The sequence below is a fragment of the Streptomyces sp. NRRL F-5755 genome (genome assembly GCF_001279365.1).
GTDB classification, from domain to species: domain Bacteria; phylum Actinomycetota; class Actinomycetes; order Streptomycetales; family Streptomycetaceae; genus Streptomyces; species Streptomyces rimosus.
Genome location: NZ_LGCW01000312.1, coordinates 1 through 19,691, shown reverse-complemented (window position 1 = coordinate 19,691; position 19,691 = coordinate 1). Strand labels below are relative to the sequence as shown.

Annotated in this window: 17 protein-coding genes; 13 read left to right on the top strand and 4 right to left on the bottom strand. The window is 71.0% G+C overall.

What is annotated here, in order from left to right; translation table 11 throughout:
- The first annotated feature begins 560 nt into the window (after positions 1-560).
- On the top strand, positions 561-3,707 hold the full coding sequence (locus tag ADK86_RS37050) for a beta-N-acetylglucosaminidase domain-containing protein (RefSeq protein ID WP_078952520.1): 3,147 nt from the start codon (positions 561-563) through the stop codon (positions 3,705-3,707).
- Positions 3,708-3,785: 78 nt separating this feature from the next.
- On the opposite strand, the gene ADK86_RS37045 is transcribed toward ADK86_RS37050, so the two are convergent.
- Entirely contained in the window at positions 3,786-4,322 is a 537-nt protein-coding gene (locus ADK86_RS37045) for an HNH endonuclease (RefSeq protein WP_003982442.1), read from the bottom strand.
- 277 nt (positions 4,323-4,599) lie between these two features.
- Between ADK86_RS37045 and ADK86_RS37040 the strand changes: the two genes are divergently transcribed.
- Positions 4,600-5,673: a mechanosensitive ion channel family protein gene (locus ADK86_RS37040; RefSeq protein WP_053700577.1), complete on the top strand. Its 1,074-nt coding sequence runs from the start codon at positions 4,600-4,602 to the stop codon at positions 5,671-5,673.
- Between the two features lie 93 nt (positions 5,674-5,766).
- Here ADK86_RS37040 and ADK86_RS37035 read toward each other — a convergent pair whose 3' ends face one another.
- Positions 5,767-6,231 (bottom strand): SUKH-3 domain-containing protein, encoded by a 465-nt coding sequence (locus tag ADK86_RS37035; protein WP_063789178.1) that lies wholly within the window; start codon positions 6,229-6,231, stop codon positions 5,767-5,769.
- A 124-nt stretch (positions 6,232-6,355) separates the two neighbouring features.
- Here ADK86_RS37035 and ADK86_RS37030 point away from each other — a divergent pair, with 124 nt between their 5' ends.
- The 4 genes from ADK86_RS37030 (at position 6,356) to ADK86_RS37015 (ending at position 10,930) form a co-directional block, all read left to right on the top strand.
- A complete protein-coding gene (locus ADK86_RS37030) occupies positions 6,356-6,889 on the top strand; it encodes a (2Fe-2S)-binding protein (protein ID WP_053700575.1) in 534 nt (177 codons plus the stop codon).
- Positions 6,886-7,902 (top strand): FAD binding domain-containing protein, encoded by a 1,017-nt coding sequence (locus ADK86_RS37025; RefSeq protein WP_053700574.1) that lies wholly within the window; start codon positions 6,886-6,888, stop codon positions 7,900-7,902. The genes ADK86_RS37030 and ADK86_RS37025 overlap by 4 nt, the downstream gene beginning before the upstream one ends.
- Complete coding sequence (locus ADK86_RS37020) at positions 7,899-10,016, top strand: xanthine dehydrogenase family protein molybdopterin-binding subunit (protein WP_053700573.1); 2,118 nt, start codon at positions 7,899-7,901, stop codon at positions 10,014-10,016. Before ADK86_RS37025 ends, ADK86_RS37020 begins: the two co-directional genes overlap by 4 nt.
- 281 nt (positions 10,017-10,297) lie before the next feature.
- On the top strand, positions 10,298-10,930 hold the full coding sequence (locus tag ADK86_RS37015) for an SUKH-4 family immunity protein (protein ID WP_053700572.1): 633 nt from the start codon (positions 10,298-10,300) through the stop codon (positions 10,928-10,930).
- A 3-nt stretch (positions 10,931-10,933) separates the two neighbouring features.
- Here ADK86_RS37015 and ADK86_RS37010 read toward each other — a convergent pair whose 3' ends face one another.
- A complete protein-coding gene (locus ADK86_RS37010) occupies positions 10,934-11,122 on the bottom strand; it encodes a DUF397 domain-containing protein (protein ID WP_053700592.1) in 189 nt (62 codons plus the stop codon).
- Between the two features lie 5 nt (positions 11,123-11,127).
- Positions 11,128-11,994 (bottom strand): helix-turn-helix domain-containing protein, encoded by an 867-nt coding sequence (locus ADK86_RS37005; protein ID WP_053700571.1) that lies wholly within the window; start codon positions 11,992-11,994, stop codon positions 11,128-11,130.
- Positions 11,995-12,167: 173 nt separating this feature from the next.
- Here ADK86_RS37005 and ADK86_RS37000 point away from each other — a divergent pair, with 173 nt between their 5' ends.
- From ADK86_RS37000 to ADK86_RS36970, 7 genes are all read left to right on the top strand, one after another.
- Positions 12,168-12,599 carry an ATP-binding protein gene (locus ADK86_RS37000; protein ID WP_053700570.1) on the top strand — a complete coding sequence of 144 codons (432 nt, stop codon included), beginning with the start codon at positions 12,168-12,170 and terminating at the stop codon, positions 12,597-12,599.
- 135 nt (positions 12,600-12,734) lie between these two features.
- Positions 12,735-13,871, top strand: coding sequence for an ROK family transcriptional regulator (locus ADK86_RS36995; RefSeq protein ID WP_053700569.1), 1,137 nt, complete (start codon positions 12,735-12,737; stop codon positions 13,869-13,871).
- A gap of 223 nt (positions 13,872-14,094) precedes the next feature.
- Complete coding sequence (locus ADK86_RS36990; protein WP_053700568.1) at positions 14,095-15,435, top strand: ABC transporter substrate-binding protein; 1,341 nt, start codon at positions 14,095-14,097, stop codon at positions 15,433-15,435.
- 12 nt (positions 15,436-15,447) lie between these two features.
- Positions 15,448-16,437, top strand: coding sequence for a carbohydrate ABC transporter permease (locus tag ADK86_RS36985; protein ID WP_030375116.1), 990 nt, complete (start codon positions 15,448-15,450; stop codon positions 16,435-16,437).
- A 6-nt stretch (positions 16,438-16,443) separates the two neighbouring features.
- Positions 16,444-17,352, top strand: a complete 909-nt coding sequence (locus tag ADK86_RS36980; protein ID WP_053700567.1) for a carbohydrate ABC transporter permease — start codon at positions 16,444-16,446, stop codon at positions 17,350-17,352.
- Positions 17,353-17,420: 68 nt separating this feature from the next.
- The gene (locus ADK86_RS36975; RefSeq protein WP_053700591.1) at positions 17,421-18,674 is read left to right on the top strand and encodes a 6-phospho-beta-glucosidase; all 1,254 of its coding nucleotides are present in this window, start codon (positions 17,421-17,423) and stop codon (positions 18,672-18,674) included.
- A 74-nt stretch (positions 18,675-18,748) separates the two neighbouring features.
- On the top strand, positions 18,749-19,691 hold a 943-nt coding region (locus ADK86_RS36970; RefSeq protein WP_053700590.1), incomplete at its 3' end, for an N-acetylglucosamine kinase.

Below are 19,691 nucleotides of genomic sequence, written 5' to 3'. Positions count from 1 at the left end.
CCTCCGGGGCGGTCGGGCGGGGTGCGCCGCCGGGGACGGAGCGCGGAGGGCGCCGCCCGCGACACCCCCTCGACGCGCCGCGACACGCCGGTCACACAGGGCAAACCCGGCACTTCGCCTTCCGCCGTTGACACCCTCACCACCACAGTGGTGGGCTCACTGCCGAAGGCTTGTCCGGCGGGGTTCCACGGGGTGCAGGGCCCCGTCGCGGCAGTCGGCTCAGGGGCGCGCGGCCGCGGGGCGGCCGGGCGGCGGGCGGCCGGTGCGGGCACCGGTCGTCCGGTGAGTAGGAATACGGGGACTGAGGAGTGACCGTGCGAGTCCGGAACGGCGTTCGGGACGCCGGAGAGGTCGGCAGGCAGGGCGAGAGGGCCGGGAGCGGCGGTACGCGGCCGGGCGGTGCCGGGGACGGCCGCGCGCGGGTGCGGCCGGGCGCTCCCGCGGACGGCGGTGCGTACCGTACGGACCCGGCCGACGGCACCGGCCCCACCGGCCCCACCAGCATCGGCACCGGCAGCATCGGCCGCCTCGGCTCCGTACGGGCACGGGCGCGTACGCGCGTGGCCGGGGCCACCGCCTTGGCCGCCGCCGTCATCGGCGGGCTGCTCGCCGGCACCGCCCCCGCCCACGCGGCGCCCGCCGACCCGGCCGTCGGCACGCCCGATCTGCCCGGACAGAATGACGGCCGGACCACGTCCGCCGGGCAGTTGCCCGCCGTGTGGCCGCGCCCGCAGTCGATGCGCGCGGGCGGCACCGCCGTACGGCTGGGCGACGAGGCCGCCGTCGTCGCCGCGCCGGACGCCGACCCGTACGCCCTGGAGGCACTGCGCGCCCTGCTGCGCGACGCCGGGGTCCGTACGGTCCACGATGTCGCCCCGGGGCAGCAGCCGCCCGGCGACGGCCCGGTCTTCCGCCTCGGCGGCGCGGACGCGGAGACCGCGCTGAAGGCTCTGCGCGCACCCGCCCGCGGCGACCTGCCGTCCGGCGGCTACCGCCTCGCGGTCGGCGAGGCCGCGGGCCGGGACACCGTCGCGCTGGACGGCGTCGGCCCGGACGGCCTCTTCCACGCCGTACAGACCCTGCGGCAGCTCGTCGTGGACCGCTCGTCCGGGGGCCGCGAAAAGGGGGACGGCGGCAAGGAGCTGGCCGCCGCGGTCGTCCGCGACTGGCCGGGCACCGCCGTCCGCGGCATGACCGAGGGCTTCTTCGGCCAGCCCTGGACCCCGCAGCAGCGCCTGGACCAGCTCGACTTCATGGGCCGTACGAAGCAGAACCGCTACCTCTACGCGCCCGGCGACGACCCGTACCGCCAGTTCCGCTGGCGTGAGCCCTACCCCGCGGCGCAGCGCGAGGACTTCCGGGCGCTGGCCGAGCGGGCCCGCGCCAACCACGTCACGCTGGCCTGGGCCGTCTCCCCCGGCCAGGCCATGTGCATGTCCTCCGAGGACGACATCAAGGCGCTGCGCCGCAAGGTGGACGCGATGTGGGCGCTGGGCGTGCGCGCCTTCCAGCTCCAGTTCCAGGACGTCAGCTACAGCGAATGGCACTGCGACGCGGACGCCGACACGTTCGGCTCCGGCCCGGAGGCCGCCGCCAAGGCGCACGCGAAGGTGGCGGACGCGCTCGCCGAGCACCTCGCCGAGAAGTACCCCGGCGCGGCGCCGCTCTCCCTGATGCCGACCGAGTACTACCAGGACGGCTCGACCGCCTACCGGGACGCGCTCGCCGCCGCGCTGTCCGACCGGGTCGAGGTGGCGTGGACCGGCGTCGGCGTCGTCCCGCGCACCATCACGGGCGCCGAACTGAGCAAGGCCCGTCAGGCGTTCGGTCATCCGATGGTCACGATGGACAACTATCCGGTCAACGACTATGCGCAGGACCGTATTTTCCTCGGCCCCTACACGGGCCGCGAACCCGCCGTCGCCACCGGCTCCACCGCCCTGCTGGCCAACGCCATGGCGCAGCCCACGGCGTCCCGCGTCGCGCTGTTCACCGCCGCCGACTTCGCCTGGAACCCGCGCGGCTACCGGCCCGGCGCGTCCTGGCAGGCCGCCGTCGACGACCTGGCAGGCGGCGACGCCGCCTCCCGCGCCGCGCTGCACGCGCTGGCCGGCAACGACGCCTCCTCGGTCCTCGGCACCGACGAGTCCGCGTATCTCAGGCCGCTGATCGAGACGTTCTGGAAGACCCGCGCCGCCGCCACCAACAGCGGCGACCGGGACGACGACGAGCGCTACACCCAGGCCGCCGCCCGGCTGCGGGCCGCCTTCCACACGATGAGCGGCGCCCCGGAACGGCTCGCTCCCGCCCTGGCCGACGAAGTACGTCCCTGGGCCCGCCAATTGGCCCGCTACGGCTCGGCGGGCGAGCGTGCCGTGGACATGCTGGTGGCGCAGGCGCGCGGGGACGGCGCCGCCGCGTGGTCCGCGCAGCGCGCCGTGCAGGACCTGCGCAAGAAGATCAAGAAGAGTCCGGCGACGGTCGGAAAGGGCGTTCTCGGGCCCTTCCTCGACCGTGCGATGACCGAGTCCGACGCCTGGACCGGTGCCGCCTCCGAGACCGGCGCCCGCTCCGATGCCACGCCACAGCCCCAGGAGGGCGCCGACCCGACCTCCCTGTCCGTCCCGTTCGGCCGCCCCCGCCCGCTGACCGCGGTCACCGCGCTCACCGAGCCGAGCCCGTCCTCGGCCGCCATCTCCGTGGAGGCACACGTCCCCGGCGAGGGCTGGCGCCGCCTCGGCGGCCTGTCCGACACCGGCTGGACGCAGACCGAGGCGCGCGGGCTGAAGGCCGACGCGGTCCGGCTGGCCTGGAAGGACGGCACCGCCCCGCCGTCCGTCCACTCCTTCACCCCGTGGTTCGCCGACACCCCTGCGGCGGGCCTGGAACTGTCCCGGGACACGATCGACGCCGACACCGGCGGCACCACCTCCGTGGACGCCCGGATCTTCTCCCGCCGCCCCGCCGACGTGGAGGGCAAGCTCACCGCCAAGGCGCCCAAGGGCTTCACCGTACGGGCACCGGAGCACGTCACCGCCCCGCGCGGCGGCACGGCCACCGTCCGCATACAGATCACGGTCCCCAAGGACGCGCGGTCCGGCACGTACGAGATCCCGGTGACCTACGGCGACCAGAAGCAGACGCTGACCCTGCGCACCTATCCGCCCACCGCGGGGCCCGACCTGGCCCGCGGCGCCACGGCCACCTCCTCCGGCGACGAGGCGCCCGAGTTCCCGGCCACCGCCGCCACCGACGGCGACCCGAAGACCCGCTGGTCCTCCCCCGCCGAGGACGACGCCTGGCTCCAGCTCGAACTGCCGCGCCCCGTCCGCCTCGGTCGCCTCGTCCTCACCTGGCAGGAGGCGCACGCCGCCGCCTACCGCGTACAGGTCTCCGCGGACGGCGTCACCTGGCGCACGGCGGCCACCGTCCGCGACGGCAAGGGCGGCCGCGAGACCGTCCGCATGGACGCCAAGGACACCCGTTACGTCCGTATTCAGGGCGACAAGCGGGCCACCCGCTTCGGCTACTCGCTGTGGAGCGTGGAGGCGTACGCGGTGCATGGCCCCGACCAGCAGAAGCCGGAGCCGCCCCGGCCACCGGGCAACTCCCGGCCCGGCACGCCCGCCGCCCGTCCCGGGTCCACCGGAGAGGCGCCCGGTGGCGCCCCGTCAGCCGACGGGCAGTGGCCGGGCGGCGGCCGGTAGACGGCACGCACCCCGGAGCCCGGGCCCGGACGACATCCGGGCCCGGCCGGGAACGCGCCGCCATGCAAAAACCCGGACCTATGCCGATACGGCATCGATCCGGGCCAGCGCGTCGTCCGCCCCGTACGGCTGCAGGTATGGCAGCCAACGGGGGTCCCTATGCCCCGTACCGATGATCCGCCAGGCCAGGCCGGACGGCGGGGCGGGCTGATGCCGCAGCCGCCAGCCGATCTCGGCGACATGCCGGTCGGCCTTGACGTGGTTGCAGCGGCGGCAGGCGGCGACCACGTTCTCCCAGGTGTGCTGGCCGCCGCGACTGCGCGGGACGACGTGGTCGACGCTGGTTGCGACGCCACCGCAGTACATGCACCGTCCGCCGTCACGGGCGAACAGGGCTCGACGGGTCAAGGGGACGGGACCGCGAAAAGGCACCCGCACGAACCGCTTGAGGCGGACCACACTCGGGGCGGGCATCACACGGGTCGCGCTGTGCATCAGGGCGCCGGACTCCTCAAGGCTCACGGCCTTTTCGTTGAGGACGAGGATGAGCGCGCGGCGGAGCGGTACGACGCCGAGCGGCTCGTACGACGCGTTGAGGACCAGGACATGCGGCACGGGTGCCTCCTTGTACGCCGGCGGCGCGTGGCTCGCGCCGGGACGATCTCCCCACAGTGTCCCCCGGTGCCTGGTTGCGGCGCCACCATCACCGGGTAACGGGTCCGAGGTGTTTTCGACCACACGCCTTTACTTCCCCCCAAAAAGTCCCGCAATTGGTCCGGTCACTCTCGAACACCGGCGCGGACCGCCCCCGTTGCCCCGTTAGTGTGGTTGGTCTGCCCGGGTCACGGTCCGTCCCGACCCTGGTCTGCTGTCCCACACGGAGGTCCCTGCTGTGTTCTGGTCCGCTTCCCCAGCCGCCGCGACGCCCGGCCCGCACCGCCGCGCGTCGCTCGACGACGCCACGGAGAAGGCCACCAACGCCGCCGGATGGGTGGAGGAGAACTGGGCGACCTGGCTCACCTCCGCCCTGCAGATCGCGCTGATCATCGTCATCGCCGTCATCCTGCGGCATGTGATCCGGCGCACGATCACCAAACTCATAGAGCGGATGAACCGCACCGCGACGGCCGCCCAAGGCACCGCGCTGGGCGGGTTCCTGGTCAACGCCGAGCGCCGCCGGCAGCGCTCCGAGGCCATCGGCTCGGTACTGCGCAGCGTCGCCTCCTTCGTCATCATGGGCACCGCCGCGCTCACGGTGCTGTCCGTCCTGAAGATCAACCTGGCACCGCTGCTGGCCAGCGCCGGCGTCGCGGGCGTCGCCATCGGCTTCGGCGCCCGCAACCTGGTCACCGACTTCCTCTCCGGCGTCTTCATGATCCTGGAGGACCAGTACGGCGTCGGCGACGAGATCGACGCGGGCGTGGCCACCGGTACGGTCGTCGAGGTCGGCCTGCGCGTCACCAAGCTGCGCGGCCCGAACGGCGCCATCTGGTACATCCGCAACGGCGAGGTCAAGCGCATCGGCAACCTCAGCCAGGGCTGGTCCACCGCCACCGTCGACGTCATGATCGCCCCGAACCAGGACCTGGACCGCGCCCGCGAGGTCATCACGGCCGTCGGCGAGGAGATGTCCAAGGCCGAACCCTGGAACGAACAGCTCTGGGAACCGGTCGAGGTCCTCGGCCTCAGCGAGGTCCACCTCGACTCCGTCACGATCAGCGTCTCCGCCAAAACCATGCCCGGCAAGGCCCTCGGCATAGAACGCGAACTCCGCTGGCGCATAAAGAAGGCCCTGGACACCGAAGGCATAACCCTGGCCCCCCGCCCCACCACCACCCCCCTCACCGACGAGCCCACGACCCCGGACCCCAGCGCCGCGGTGGCAGCACCGTCGGCCCTGGCAAGCCCGACATCACCGCAGTCGCTGGCGGCTGCGCCTATTCCGGCGCCTAATTTGAGTAAGTAGGGTGCCTGCCCACTGAAACGGCACCGCCCTGGCCCGAAACGATTCGGGCCGGGGCGGTTTGCGTATGGCGGCTCCGCTCGCGGGCCGCCGAGGTCAGTCCAGCTCTTCGAGGTTGTTCACCAGCCAGTTCCCGAGCGCCTCGTACACGTCGTTTCCCAGGACGTAGCTGCCCGACCAGTGCAGGTAATAGAAGCGACCGGCCTCGTCCATCAGGATCCTGCCCCACTCCGGCATGTCGAATCCCACCCGGAACAGCCGGACTCCCAGTTCTTCGGTGAGTTCCGCGATGGACTCGTAGTCACTTTCGTGACCGCCCGCCGGATTGATTTCGAGGGACCGGCCCGGATGCTTCTCGGCCTTCAGCTCCAGCAGGCCGTATGACCGCAGAAAGTCTCTGGCAGCGTCGAACACCGGCGCCGGAAATCCCTCCCTCTTCGCCCAGTCCTCGGCGCATTCGATGAATTCGGCAACGCGCTCGGAAACATCCCTCCCCGGCTCCCACCCGTTCCGTACCAGCCACCGTTCCACTTCCCCGCGCGGCCTCGTCGTCACCGTCATCCCCGCACCCCTCCACTCACCACAGCCACGACCACCCCGATCATCCCTTCCAGCCCACTGTCCCACTCACGCATCACCCACATGCCCCCGTTTACCACCCCCTCCCCCGGTGACTCGCTTCACCATGGAGACCGAGATCAGGCTGCGCGTGGACGGGCAGGAGTACGCGGTGGCGGTGGATACGCGGACCACCGTGCTGGACGCGTTGCGGGAGCGGCTGGGGATCACCAGTCCCAAGAAGGGGTGTGATCACGGGCAGTGCGGGTCGTGCACCGTGCTGCTGGACGGGCGGCGGGCGACGACGTGTCTGGCGCTGGCCGTGGCGTACGACGGGGCGGAGATCGTGACGGCGGAGGGGCTGGGTACGGACGGCGAACTGCATCCCGTGCAGCAGGCTTTCGTGGATCATGACGCACTGCAGTGCGGGTACTGCACGCCGGGCCAGGTGTGTTCCGCGGTGGGGGTGCTGCGGGAGGCGGCGCAGGGGTGGCCGAGTGTGGTCACCGAGGTGGGCGCGGAAGGCGACATCGCGCCCGAGCATCTCGATCATGCGGAGATCGCCGAGCGGATGAGCGGCAATCTGTGCCGGTGCGGGGCGTATGTGAACATTGTTTCGGCTGTCACTGCCGCCGCCGAGGCCGAGGGAGCGGGCCGGTGAAGCCGTTCCGGTACGAGCGTGCCACCGACGCCGCGCACGCGGTGGCCACCGTGGCGGCGCACCCGGGGGCCGCGTTCCTCGGGGCCGGCACCAATCTCGTCGACCATCTGAAGCTCGGCATCGCCGCCCCCGACCTGCTGGTCGACGTCAGCCGGCTGCCCCTGGACGAGGTGACGGAGCTGGACGGCGGCGGCCTGCGGGTGGGCGCGAACGTCCGTAACGCCGATCTGGCCGCGCACCCCACCGTACGCACGCGCTATCCGGTGCTCTCCCAGGCCCTGCTCTCCGGCGCGTCCGGGCAGCTGCGCAACCTCGCGACCACCGGCGGCAACCTCCTCCAGCGAACCCGCTGCGCCTACTTCCAGGACCCCAGCACCCCGTGCAACAAGCGCGACCCCGGCTCCGGGTGCGCCGCCCTGGAGGGCTGGACCCGCTACCACGCCATTCTGGGAGCGTCCTCGCACTGCGTGGCCGTGCACCCCTCCGACATGGCGGTGGCGATGGCCGCCCTGGACGCCGTGGTCGTGACCCTGGGCCCGGACGGCGAGCGCCGTGTCCCGGTCACCGATTTCCACCGGCTGCCCGGCGACGCGCCGCACCGCGACACCGTGCTCCGGCACGGCGAGCTGATCACCGCCGTCGAGCTGCCCGCCCTGCCGTGGGCGGCCCGCTCCCGCTACCGCAAGGTGCGCGACCGCGCCTCGTACGCTTTCGCGCTGGTCTCCGTGGCCGTGGCCCTCGACCTGGAGGACGACGGCCGCACCGTACGGGAGGCGCGGATCGCGCTGGGCGGGATCGCGCACAAGCCGTGGCGGGCCGAGCGTGCCGAGCAGGCCCTACGAGGGCTGCCCGCCACCGAGGAGAACTGCCGGACGGCGGCCGACGCCGAGACGGCCGACGCCCATCCGCTGCGGGACAACGCGTTCAAGATCCCGCTCGTCCACAACACGCTGGCCGCCGTCGTACGCGATCTCGTACCGGAGGCTCCGGGCCGCTTGGAGGGGGCACGATGACGAGCACATCCAGTAGTAGCCGGGCCGTCGGCGCGGATCTGGAGCGCGCGGACGCCCGGGCCAAAGTGGCCGGCAAGGCCCCCTACGCCTTCGAGCACCGCGTGGACAACCCCTGCTACGCCCACGCCGTGCTGTCCTCCGTCCCCCGTGGCCGCATCACGGCCGTCGACACCGGGGCCGCGCTCCAGGAGGACGGCGTCATCACCGTACTGACGTACGAGAACGCCGAGCGGCTGGCGTCCACGGAGGACGCGGAACTGGCGATCCTCCAGGAGCCCGAGGTGGCGTTCCGCGGGCAGATCGTGGCGGCGGTGATCGCCGGGACACCCGAGACGGCGCGGCACGCGGCCTCACTCGTACGGATCACCTACGCCACCGAGCCGCACGAATCCGAGCTGAAACCGGACGAGAACGAGCTGTACCGCCCGGAGTCGGCCAACGGTGGTGCGGAAACGGACAGCGTGCTGGGCGACCTGGACGCCGCCATGGAGGCGGCCGCGGCGGACCCGGACGCGGTGGCGCTGGACGAGACGTACGTGACCGCGATGACCCACTGCAACCCGATGGAGCCGCACGCGACGATCGCCGTGTGGCAGGGCGACGAGCTGACGCTGTACGACTCGTCCCAGAGCGTGCACGGGCACCGCGACACCCTGGCCGAGGTGTTCGGCCTCGACCGCGCCCGGGTGCACATGATCTGCCCGTACGTCGGCGGCGGCTTCGGCTCGAAGGGAGAGCCGCACGCCCACTCCGTACTCGCCGCGCTGGCGGCGCGCGCGGTGCCCGGGCGGCCGGTCAAATTCGCGCTGACCCGGCAGCAGATGTTCACCCTCGTCGGCTACCGCACCCCCACGTACCAGCGGGTACGCCTCGCGGCCGGCGCGGACGGGCGGCTGGCCGGCATCGGCATGGACGCCGTCGAGCAGACCGCGCGCATCAAGGAGTTCGCCGAGCAGTCCGCCAACCCGACGCGGACCATGTACGCGGCGCAGCACCGGCGGACCACCCACCGGCTGGCCCGCCTGGACGTGCCGGTGCCGTCCTGGATGCGGGCGCCCGGCGAGTGCCCCGGCATGTTCGGGCCCGAGGTCGCCATGGACGAACTCGCCGAGCGCCTCGGCATGGACCCCGTCGAGCTGCGCATCCGCAACGACGCGCCGGTGGACCCGGAGACCGGCAAGCCCTTCTCCAGCCGCAACCTGGTGGCGTGCCTGAACGAAGGCGCCCGCCGCTTCGGCTGGCAGGACCGCGACCCGAGCCCCGGAGTGCGGCGGGACGGCCGCTGGCTGGTCGGTACGGGCGTCGCCTCGTCGGCCTACCCGGTCAACCGCGTGCCCGGCTCGGTCGCCGCCGTCGAGTACATGGGCGAAGGCCGCTACCGGGTGGACATCGCCGCGGCCGACCTGGGCACCGGCGCCTGGACGGTACTGGCCCAGATCGCCGCGGACCGGCTGGACGTCCCCCTCGACGCCATCGAACTGCGCCTCGGTGACACCGCCCTCCCGAAGGCGACCGTCGCGGGCGGCTCCTCCGGTACGGCGATGTGGGGTTCGGCGATCGTGGCGGCGGCGCGGACCTTCCGTAAGCGCCATGGACACGACCCGTCCCCCGGCGACCACGCGCAGGCCGAGACCCCCGGCAACCCGCACGCCGAACGCTTCGCCATGCACGCGTTCGGCGCCCAGTTCGTCGAGGTACGGGTGGATGCCGACACCGGCGAGATCCGCGTACCGCGCCTCCTCGGCGTCTTCGCGGCCGGCCGCATCATCAATCCGCGCACCGCCCGCTCCCAGCTGATCGGCGGCATGACGATGGGCCTGTCCATGGCCCTCCACGAGGAAACCGTCACCGACCCGCGCTACGGCCTCCTCGTCAACCACGACCTGGCGAACTACCACGTCACGGCCAACGCGGACGTCCACCGGATCGAGGCCCACTGGATCGACGAGGACGACCCGTACGTCAACCCCCTGGGCATCAAGGGCATCGGCGAAATCGGCATCACGGGCACGGCGGCCGCGGTCGTCAACGCGGTCCACCATGCGACGGGGGTGCGGGTGCGGGAGGTGCCGGTGACGTTGGACAAGGTGTTGGGTGGGCTGCCCGGCCGGTGACCGCCCCGGGCCGGTCCTCGGGGCGGCCCGCAGCCAGCACTGCGGGCCGGGAGCAACCGCGCCCCGACAGGAGGCGGCCGTCCTCTCGCAACCGAGCACATGGGCCCAGTACTCAGGCAGCTCGTGAAAAATCAGGTCGTGCGCGGCCTGCGGGGGCACTGCCATGCCGAACCCACGCCCACCGCTGCCGATGCATCCATGATCGGTTGTCAGTGCCGTGCGGTTCACTGTTCACAGCACGACGGACCGGTGACGGACGAAGGAAGTACGGGGGCTGACCGATGAGCGGGACGGCAACGGAAACAGGACGGCAGGCGGGCGCTGCCGCCGCGAATCAGGAGGCACTACTGGCCGCGGCCCTGGAGCCGACGGCGGAGTGGCTGGAGTCGATCTTCGGCGCCGGGGCGCTGTGGCGGCCCACGGAGGACGAACTCCCCGAGCGACTGGAACACGCGGAGACCCGCACGTTCCTCACCGAGGTCGGCTTCCCGTCCGTCCACCTCGGCTTCGTGGACTACGACTCCACCGACCTGACCCGGGAAGGCCCCTGGGCCGAAGACCCGGACGAACTGTTCGGCAACCGCTACCCGGACGACGACTCCCCGCCCAAGTCGTACGCGTACGGCATGGGTGACGCGATGGGATACAGCCTGATGCTGCTGGGCGACAGAGGCAGCGTCTCCCTGTACGACCCCAACGGCTGGGACCACGCGGCCGGTTACGCGGGCCACGTGGCCGACAGCCTGCCGCTGCTCGCGGGGGCACTGGGCCTGCTGGCGTCCTACGAGGACCGGCTCTTCGGAGATGACCACGAGACGGTCCTGCACGAGCTCCGCGAGCTGATCGACGAAGTAGAGCCGGTGGAGGGGTGCCGGTTCTGGGAGGAGATATTCCAGTGGCTGGAGGACCAGTAGCCGTCAGCTGCGGGCCGCTTTCACGGAGGCGATGAAGGCTGACCAGGCGGGGGCGGGGAAGAGGAGGTGGGGGCCGTCGGGGTGCTTGCTGTCGCGTACGGGGACGGGCGAGTGGGCCGGGAGGCCGTCGGCTATCTCCAGGCATTCGTCCTGGCCGCCGCTGTAGGTGCTCTTGCGCCAGGTGACTTTCATCAGGTTCACGCTCGGTGCTCCTTGGCGATGCGCTTGATCCGGGCCACTGATTCCGCAGGTGAGAGCGCAGACGTACGGGCATCGGCGAAGAGCTCTCGGTAGCGCGATACCTCTGCCTCCCGCTCGTGCCATACCGCTCCGGTGGGATTCTCCGCCCGTACGACATCCAGCGCCGACACCTGCGGGAAGCTCAGCAGCAAGTACGGCCCGAACATACCTGCGTGCGCACCTCGGGAGAACGGGAGAACTTGAACTGTGACGTTCGGTTCCTCGGTCATGGCCACGAGGTGGTCGAGCTGGGCACGCATCACCGTTGGGCCGCCGACCTGCTGCAACAGAACCCCTTCGGTGACCACGGCCCACACGGTGAGCCTCGGTTCATTCGAAAGGCGCTCCTGGCGGGCCAGCCGCACTTGGACGAACTGCTCGATCTCTTCCGGGGACTGCCAAGCTCTGGATGCCACGGTGACGGCCCGTACATAAGCCGGTGTCTGTAGAAGCCCCGGAACGAGTTGGCACTGGAACGTCTTGATGCTGTCGGACACGGCCTCAAGCGCGATGTAGTCGCGGTATGTGTCCGCCAGTACCTGACCGTACTGGTTCCACCAGCCATCGCGACGACGGCGATTCGCGGTACGCGCCAAGGTGGTCAAGCGCGAGAGCGTATCCGCGTCCCGCACGCCATAGGTGTCCAGCAGCGCTACGAGGTCCGGTGTGCGCAGGGGCACCCGTCCGTTCTCAATGCGACTGATCTTGCCCTTCGTACAGTCCAGGGCTTCAGCGACCACGGCGGTGGAGAGACCGGCAGCTTCGCGAAAACCCCGCAGTTCTTCGCCCAGTTGCCTGCCGAGGACCGTCGACGGGAGCGCCATGGGCTCCTTCTTCACCACACCAACCCCCTCTCAGTTGCGCCAAGTTTGGATGGTCAACGTCGCCACACTCAATACCAATTCACCCGTTCGTGGAAGCATTCAACGTTGCATGGATCTCCGTCGCAGGTGCAGTCTGCTGAAGGTCCGTTCTCGCACCCTCTGAGGGGTTCGCCATGATCGAGCATTCGCTTCGCCCTGCCTCCGTGACCCACCGCTTCCCCCGGAACAGGCGAAGCCCCGGCCAGGCGCGGCGGGCCTTTCGAGAGTGGGCCACTGCACAGAAACTCGGTCCCGCGACCGTCGAGGCCGGGGAACTGGTGCTCGGCGAGCTGGCCTCCAATGCGGTGCTGGCCGCCACCGGGCCCGGGCGGCGTATCGAAGTGCGGTTCACATTGGGCGACGACACCCTGCGGATCGAGGTCTCGGACGCAGGGGACGGCACACCCGTCATCCGGTCGCCCCGACCACTCGACGAACACGGCCGGGGCATGGTGCTCGTTGACGCGCTGGCGGACGACTGGGGAGTGACGGGCCGCCCCGGGCCGGGTAAGACCGTCTGGGGCGCTCTCAAAGTCAATGGTCCAGACCCATTGACGTCCTGCTGACGTGGCGCTTACGTTCCTGTGCATCGATTGGAAACTTTCCTAACAGATCGCGGCGGAGCGAGAATCGGGGCGGGCGTGATGGCCACAGGGCAGGGCGGGCAGGGGACTCCTGGTACGCCGCGGGTGTTGCGGGCCATGAACGACCGGGCCGCGCTCGACCTGCTCGTGGCGCAGGGGCCGTTGACCCGGACGCAGATCGGCGCGCTGACCGGGCTGTCCAAGCCCACCGCTTCGCAGTTGCTGGGGCGGCTGGAGGCGGCCGGGCTGGTGCGTACGACGGGCAATGTCACCGGGCGGCCGGGGCCGAACGCCCAGTTGTACGAGGTGAACCCGGACGCCGCCTACGTGGCCGCGCTCGCCGTCGACCAGTGTGGGATCACCGCCGCGATCGCCGACATCACCGGGCGCGTGCTCGGTGAGGAGCGGGTCGGTACGGAGGCCGTGGAGGAGGACGCGCCGCCCAAGACGGCGCAGCTCGTGGCCTCGGCCGTGGACGGGGCGCTGGACAAGGCCGGGCTGACGCGGGAGCGCCTGCACGGGGCGGTGATCGGGACGCCCGGCGCGCTCGACCCGCAGACCGGTGTGCTGCGGTACGCGCCCCACCTGCCGGGCTGGCACGCGCGGGCGCTCAAGGACGAGCTGGCCGGCGTATTGGGCGTGCCGATCGTGATCGAGAACGACGTGAACCTGGCGGCGGTCGCCGAACAGCACGACGGCGCCGCGCAGGACTTCGACGATTTCGTGCTGGTGTGGGCCGACGAGGGGGTCGGCGCGGCCATCGTGCTCGGTGGGCAGGTGCTGCGCGGAGCCACCGGAGGCGCGGGCGAGATCGGCTATATGCCGCTGCCCGGCGCGCCGCTCGCGCGCGGCGGCGACCGCGACGCGGCCCGGCCGGACGCCGGCGGGGGCTTCCAGCGTCTCGTCGGCTCGCCGAGCATCGTGGAGCTGGCGCGGGAGTACGGCGCGGCGGATGTCCGTACGGTTGACGAGGCGCTGGACGACGACCGGGTGCGCGCCGAGGTGGCGCGGCGTCTGGCGACCGGGCTGGCGGCCGTGGTCGCCGTCGTGGACCCCCGGCTGGTGGTCCTCTCCGGGGAGGTCGCGCAGGTGGGGGGAGAACCGCTGCGGGAACTGGTCGAGGAGGAATTCACGGGGCTCGCGCTGCCGCGGCCGGAGATTCGGATCAGCAATATCGAGGGGAATCCGATTCTCACCGGCGCGCTGCACACGGCACTCGCCGAGGCACGTAACGCCGTGTTCGACACGGCGTGATGAGACGGTGCGGAGGGCCGGTGACGGCCCGGACGGACACCACGACCGCCACGGGCCGATTATCCGGCGGTCGTCACACCGGCCGAGCCGAGAACACCACCATGAGCCCGAAGGGCTCCCCACGTGCCGTACGTGCCCGGCCCACCACCGGCGTCGAGAACTCCGCACGCGCACGCAGTCGCACCACCCCCTGCCATCACCCCTGCCGTAAAGGAAGTTCGCCATGCCGCGTCCGCGCATGCGCATCTGCCTGTCAGCGGCGCTCGCCGGGGCCGGTCTGATTCTTTCGGGCTGCGCCAATCCGAGCGTCGGCAGCGATCGCGACGACCCGACCCAGCCCGTCACGCTGAAGTTCTGGCACGGCTGGTCCAATCCGGCCGAGGTGAAGGCGGTCGACGACAGCATCGCCCGATTCGAGAAGCTGCATCCGAACATCAAGGTGAAGACGGTCGACAACGTCACCGACGAGACCGTGAACCAGGCGCTGCGGGCCGGCGGGGACGACGCGCCGGACGTCGTGTCGTCGTTCACCACCAACAACGTGGGGCAGTACTGCTCGTCGGGTATGTGGGTGGATCTCGATCCGTTCATGAAGAAGACGGGTGTGGAGAAGGCGAAGGTCTTTCCCAAGACATTTCTTGATTACACGAGTTATCAGGGGAAGCAGTGCGCACTGCCGCTGCTCGCGGACGCGTACGGGCTGTACTACAACAAGGACGCGTTCAAGGAAGCCGGTATCGAGCGGCCACCGCGGACGATGTCCGAGTTCAAACGGGACGCGGCCAAGCTCACGAAGCGCAAGCCGGACGGGTCGTACGAGCGCGCCGGGTTCATGCCCAACTTCCGGCTGTACCAGAACAGTCCGGACCGGATGTTCGCGCAGTGGGGGCCGACGTACTTCGACAAGGAGGGCAAGGCGCAGCTCGCCAAGGACCCGCGCACCAAGCAGTTCCTGGCCGCGCAGCGGGAGTTGATGGACGCGCAGGGCGGTTATGCCGCGCTGGAGAAGTTCCGTACGACATTCGGGGACGAGATGTCGGCGCAGAGCTCCTTCATGTCGCAGAAGGCGGCCATGCATATGGACGGTGAATGGCGCGGGCTGATGCTGAAGGAGGGCAAGGCGAAGTTCGACTGGGGGACGGCGCCGCTGCCGGTGCCGGACGACCAGGCGGACACGTACGGGCGGGGCTACCTGACCGGCACCGTCGCGGGCATCGCGCACAGCAGCAAGCACCAGAACGCGGCGTGGGAACTGGTGAGGTTCCTGACCGTGGACACGGACCAGGTGGTGCGGTTCGCAAACGCGATCCACAATGTGCCGTCCACGTTCGCGGCGCTCACATCGCCGAAGCTGGATGCCGATCCGTCGTTCCGTACGTTCATCGACATCGCGCGGAATCCGCACAGCCAGGCCATGCCGCCGTCCATCAACGGCGGGCAGTACATCACGGCGTTCCAGGATTTCGCGTACAACGCCGAGGCCGGGAAGGTACCGGATCTCGGCAAGGGGCTGCGTGACCTCGATGCCCAGATAGACGCCGACAACCTCCAGTCCGTGAACTGACGGAGTCCTGCCATGTCCCTCGTCGAATCCCCCGAACGCCCGGCGGCCACCGCGCCGCGCCCGAAAGCTCCCGCGCTGCGCCGCAAACACCTCGGGCAGCGGCTGCGCACCCTCGGTTTCCTCTCCCCCTGGCTGGTCGGTTTCAGCGTCTTCTTCGGCTATCCGCTGCTCGCCACCGTCTATTTCTCGTTCATGCACTACAACCAGATCCAGCAGCCGTCCTTCGTCGGCCTGCGGAACTGGAAGTACGTCTTCACGCAGATGCCGCTGTTCGGGCCCGCGCTGTGGAACACGCTGTGGCTGGTCGTGGTGATGGTCGCGCTGCGCGTGGTCTTCGGGCTGGGCATCGGTCTGCTCGTCACGAAGATCAAGTCGGGGGTCGGCTTCTTCCGTACCGCCTTCTATCTGCCGTATCTCGCGCCGCCGGTCGCCGCGACGGTCGCCTTCGTCTTCCTGCTCAACCCCGGCACCGGGCCGGTCAACGAGATCCTGGAGGCGGTCGGCATCCCGGCGCCCGGCTGGTTCAACGATGCGGCGTGGGCCAAACCGTCGCTGGTCATGCTCTCCCTCTGGGGCATCGGCGACCTGATGGTGATCTTCATGGCGGCGCTGCTGGACGTCCCCAAGGAGCAGTACGAGGCCGCCGAGCTGGACGGGGCCGGCGCCTGGGCGAGGTTCCGGTACGTGACATGGCCGTCGATCACGCCGATCGTGCTGTTCGCGGTGGTCACCGGGGTGGTACAGACCATGCAGTACTACACGCAGGCGCTGGTCGCCGGGAAGCTGGCCTCCGGCGTCACCATCGGGCCCGGCACGGTCATCCAGCCCGGCTACCCGGACCACTCCACCCTCACCGTGCCGCAGCTCGTCTACTCGCTCGGCTTCCAGAACTTCAACACCGGCGCGGCGTGCGTGCTCTCGCTCGTGCTCTTCGTGATCGCCATGGCCGTCACCACCCTGCTGATGCGCAAGCGCGCCGGCCTGCTCCCGGCGGAGGACTGAACCGACATGACCACGACGACTCTGAGAGCGGGCAGCGCCCCCGCCCGCACCGGCACCACCGACCGGGGCCCCGCCGCGTCCCGCGCCCGCCGCAAGCGGCTGCTGCACTGGATAGCGGTGCATTCCGTCGCCGTCGCCGCCGCGCTGTTCTTCGTCCTGCCGTTCGTGTTCGTCTTCCTGACCTCCGTCATGAGCGACGACCAGGCGATGAGCGGCGAACTGTGGCCGCACGAGTGGAACTGGTCGAATTACGCGACGGTGTTCGCCACCCCCGGCTTCCTGGACTGGTGGCGGAACTCGCTGATGTACGCGGGGCTGGGCACGCTGTTCACCGTCTGTTCGGCGATACCGGTGGCGTACGCGCTCGCGAAGTTCCGCTTCCGGGGCCGGCGTACCGCGATGCTGCTGGTGATTTCGACGATGATGCTGCCGCCGCAGGTCATCGTGATCCCCATGTATCTGGTGTGGGCGCAGCAGCTGCACCTGTCCGGGTCGCTGTGGCCGCTCATCATTCCGATGGCGTTCGGCGACGCGTACTCCATCTTCCTGCTGCGGCAGTTCCTGCTCACCATTCCGCAGGAATACATCGAGTCGGCGAAGGTGGACGGCTGCGGCGAGGTCCGTACTCTGCTGCGCATCGTCGTCCCGATGGCAAAGCCGGGCATCGCCGCGGTGGCGCTGTTCCAGTTCTTCTACTGCTGGAACGACTACTTCGGACCGCAGATCTACGCCGCGCAGAACCCGGCCGCCTGGACGTTGAGTTACGGCCTCGAATCGTTCAAGAGCGCGCACAACGTCAACTGGAACCTGACCATGGCCGCGACCCTGCTCGTCATGGCCCCCGTCATCATCGTGTTCTTCTTCGCGCAGAAAGCCTTTGTCGAAGGCGTCACGCTCACCGGAGTGAAGGGCTGATCGATCCCATGCTGTCGTCCACCGGGGAGACCTCCCCGTCCACCGGGGGCACGCCCCCGCACCCCCGCCTGAAGATCGCCGTGGTCGGCGGGGGCTCGACCTACACCCCCGAGCTCATCGACGGGTTCGCCCGGCTGCGGGACGCCCTGCCGCTCGCGGAACTGGTCCTGATCGACCCGGCGGCCGACCGGCTGGAGCTGGTCGGCGGCCTGGCGCGGCGGATCTTCACCAAACAGGGCCACCCGGGCCGTATCTCGTGGACCTCCGACGTCGACGCGGGGGTGGACGGCGCGGACGCAGTGCTGCTCCAGCTGCGCGTCGGCGGGCAGGCCGCCCGCAACCAGGACGAGACCTGGCCCCTGGAGTGCGGCTGCGTCGGGCAGGAGACGACCGGCGCGGGCGGGCTGGCCAAGGCGCTGCGCACCGTCCCGGTCGTCCTGGACATCGCCGAGCGCATCCGCCGCCGCAACCCCGACGCATGGATCGTCGACTTCACCAACCCGGTCGGCATCGTCACCCGCGCGCTGCTGTCGCACGGCCACAAGGCCGTAGGTCTGTGCAACGTGGCCATCGGATTCCAGCGCAAGTTCGCGCGACTGCTGGACATCGCACCCGAGCGCGTGGAGCTGGAGCACGTCGGGCTGAACCATCTGACGTGGGAGCGCGCCGTACGGGTGGACGGCGAGGACGTACTGCCCCGGCTGATCACCGAGCACGGCGCGGCCATCGCCGAGGACCTGCACATGCCGCGCTCGCTCGTGGAGCGGCTCGGCGTCGTACCGTCGTACTACCTGCGCTACTACTACCAGCACGACGAGGTCGTGGAGGAACTGCGCAGCAAGCCGTCGCGGGCGGCGGAGGTGGCCGCCATCGAGAAGCAGCTGCTGGAGATGTACGGCGACCCGTCGCTGGACGAGAAACCCGAGCTGCTGGGCAAGCGCGGCGGCGCGTTCTACTCGGAGGCGGCGGTGGCGCTGACCTCCGCGCTGCTGGGCGACACCGGCGACGTGCAGATCGTGAACACGGTCAACAACGGAACCCTGCCCTTCCTGCCCGACGACGCGGTGATCGAGGTGCCGGCGACGGTGGGGGCCGGCGGGGCGAAGCCGCTGCCCGTACGGCCGCTGGAACCGCTGTACTCCGGGCTGATCGCCAACGTCACCGCGTACGAACACCTCGCGCTGGAGGCGGCCCTGAAGGGCGGCCGGGACCGGATCTTCGAGGCGCTGCTCGCCCACCCGCTCATCGGCCAGATCGCGTACGCGGACCGGCTGACCGACGAGCTGATCGCGCACAACCGGGAGCACCTCACGTGGCTCTGAGCAAGGGTGAAGGGGGTGGGGCGGTGCGCCGGCCGGCCGGGAAGGCCGGAGCCGAGCCGCGTGCCGATGGCCTGATGCTCGCCGTCGACGCGGGCAACAGCAAGACCGACGTGGCGCTGGTCGGCGCGGACGGGACGGTGCTGGCGACGGCCCGCGGCAGCGGTTTCCAGCCGCCGGTGGTCGGCGTCGCGCGGGCCGTCGGCGACCTGGCGGCGCTGGTGGACGCGGTACGGGAACGGGCCGGCGTCACCGGGCCGGTGAGCCAGGTGTCCGCCTACCTGGCCAACGCCGACCTGCCCGTCGAGGAGAGGGAACTGGCCGCGGAGATCACCTCGTACGGCTGGGCCCGTACGGTCACCGTCGCCAACGACACCTTCGCGCTGCTGCGCACCGGGCTGTCGGACCGCGGCGAACCGGTCGGCGTCGCGGTGGTGTGCGGCGCGGGCATCAACTGCGTGGGCCTGGGACACGACGGCCGCACCGCCCGGTTCCCGTCCATCGGGCGGATCTCCGGCGACTGGGGCGGTGGCGGGCACCTGGCCGAGGAGGCGCTGTGGTGGGCGGCGCGGGCCGACGACGGGCGCGGCGAGCCGAGCGCATTGGCCCGCGAGGTGCCGGCCCACTTCGGGCTGACCACCATGCCGGAGCTGATCGAAGCGCTCCACCTGGGGCGCATTCCGCGGGAGCGCCGTTTCGGGCTGACGCCGCTGCTGTTCGAAGTGGCCGCGTCCGGCGACGCGGTGGCGCGGGCCCTGGTGCGGCGGCAGGCGGAGGAGATCGCGCTGCTGGCGTCGGTGGCGCTGGGCCGGCTGGACCTGCTGGAGGAGCCGACGCCGCTGGTCCTGGGCGGCGGCGTACTGGCCGCCCGGCACCCGCTCCTGCACGACGAACTGGCCCGCCTGCTGGCGGAGCGCGCCCCGAAGGCGGAACCGCGCGTGGTCACGGAGCCCCCCGTACTGGGCGCGGCCCTGCACGCACTGGACCGGGCCGGAGCGGCGGCGCAGGCGTACGAACGGG

Coding starts and splice junctions, on each gene's coding strand:
- ADK86_RS36980 (WP_053700567.1), top strand. CDS start 16,444: ATGACCACGACGACTCTGAGAGCGGGCAGCGCCCCCGCCCGCACCGGC.
- ADK86_RS37020 (WP_053700573.1), top strand. CDS start 7,899: ATGACGAGCACATCCAGTAGTAGCCGGGCCGTCGGCGCGGATCTGGAG.
- ADK86_RS37030 (WP_053700575.1), top strand. CDS start 6,356: ATGGAGACCGAGATCAGGCTGCGCGTGGACGGGCAGGAGTACGCGGTG.
- ADK86_RS37010 (WP_053700592.1), bottom strand. CDS start 11,122: ATGAAAGTCACCTGGCGCAAGAGCACCTACAGCGGCGGCCAGGACGAA.
- ADK86_RS37005 (WP_053700571.1), bottom strand. CDS start 11,994: ATGGCGCTCCCGTCGACGGTCCTCGGCAGGCAACTGGGCGAAGAACTG.
- ADK86_RS37035 (WP_063789178.1), bottom strand. CDS start 6,231: ATGACGGTGACGACGAGGCCGCGCGGGGAAGTGGAACGGTGGCTGGTA.
- ADK86_RS36995 (WP_053700569.1), top strand. CDS start 12,735: ATGAACGACCGGGCCGCGCTCGACCTGCTCGTGGCGCAGGGGCCGTTG.
- ADK86_RS37000 (WP_053700570.1), top strand. CDS start 12,168: ATGATCGAGCATTCGCTTCGCCCTGCCTCCGTGACCCACCGCTTCCCC.
- ADK86_RS36985 (WP_030375116.1), top strand. CDS start 15,448: ATGTCCCTCGTCGAATCCCCCGAACGCCCGGCGGCCACCGCGCCGCGC.
- ADK86_RS37015 (WP_053700572.1), top strand. CDS start 10,298: ATGAGCGGGACGGCAACGGAAACAGGACGGCAGGCGGGCGCTGCCGCC.
- ADK86_RS36990 (WP_053700568.1), top strand. CDS start 14,095: ATGCCGCGTCCGCGCATGCGCATCTGCCTGTCAGCGGCGCTCGCCGGG.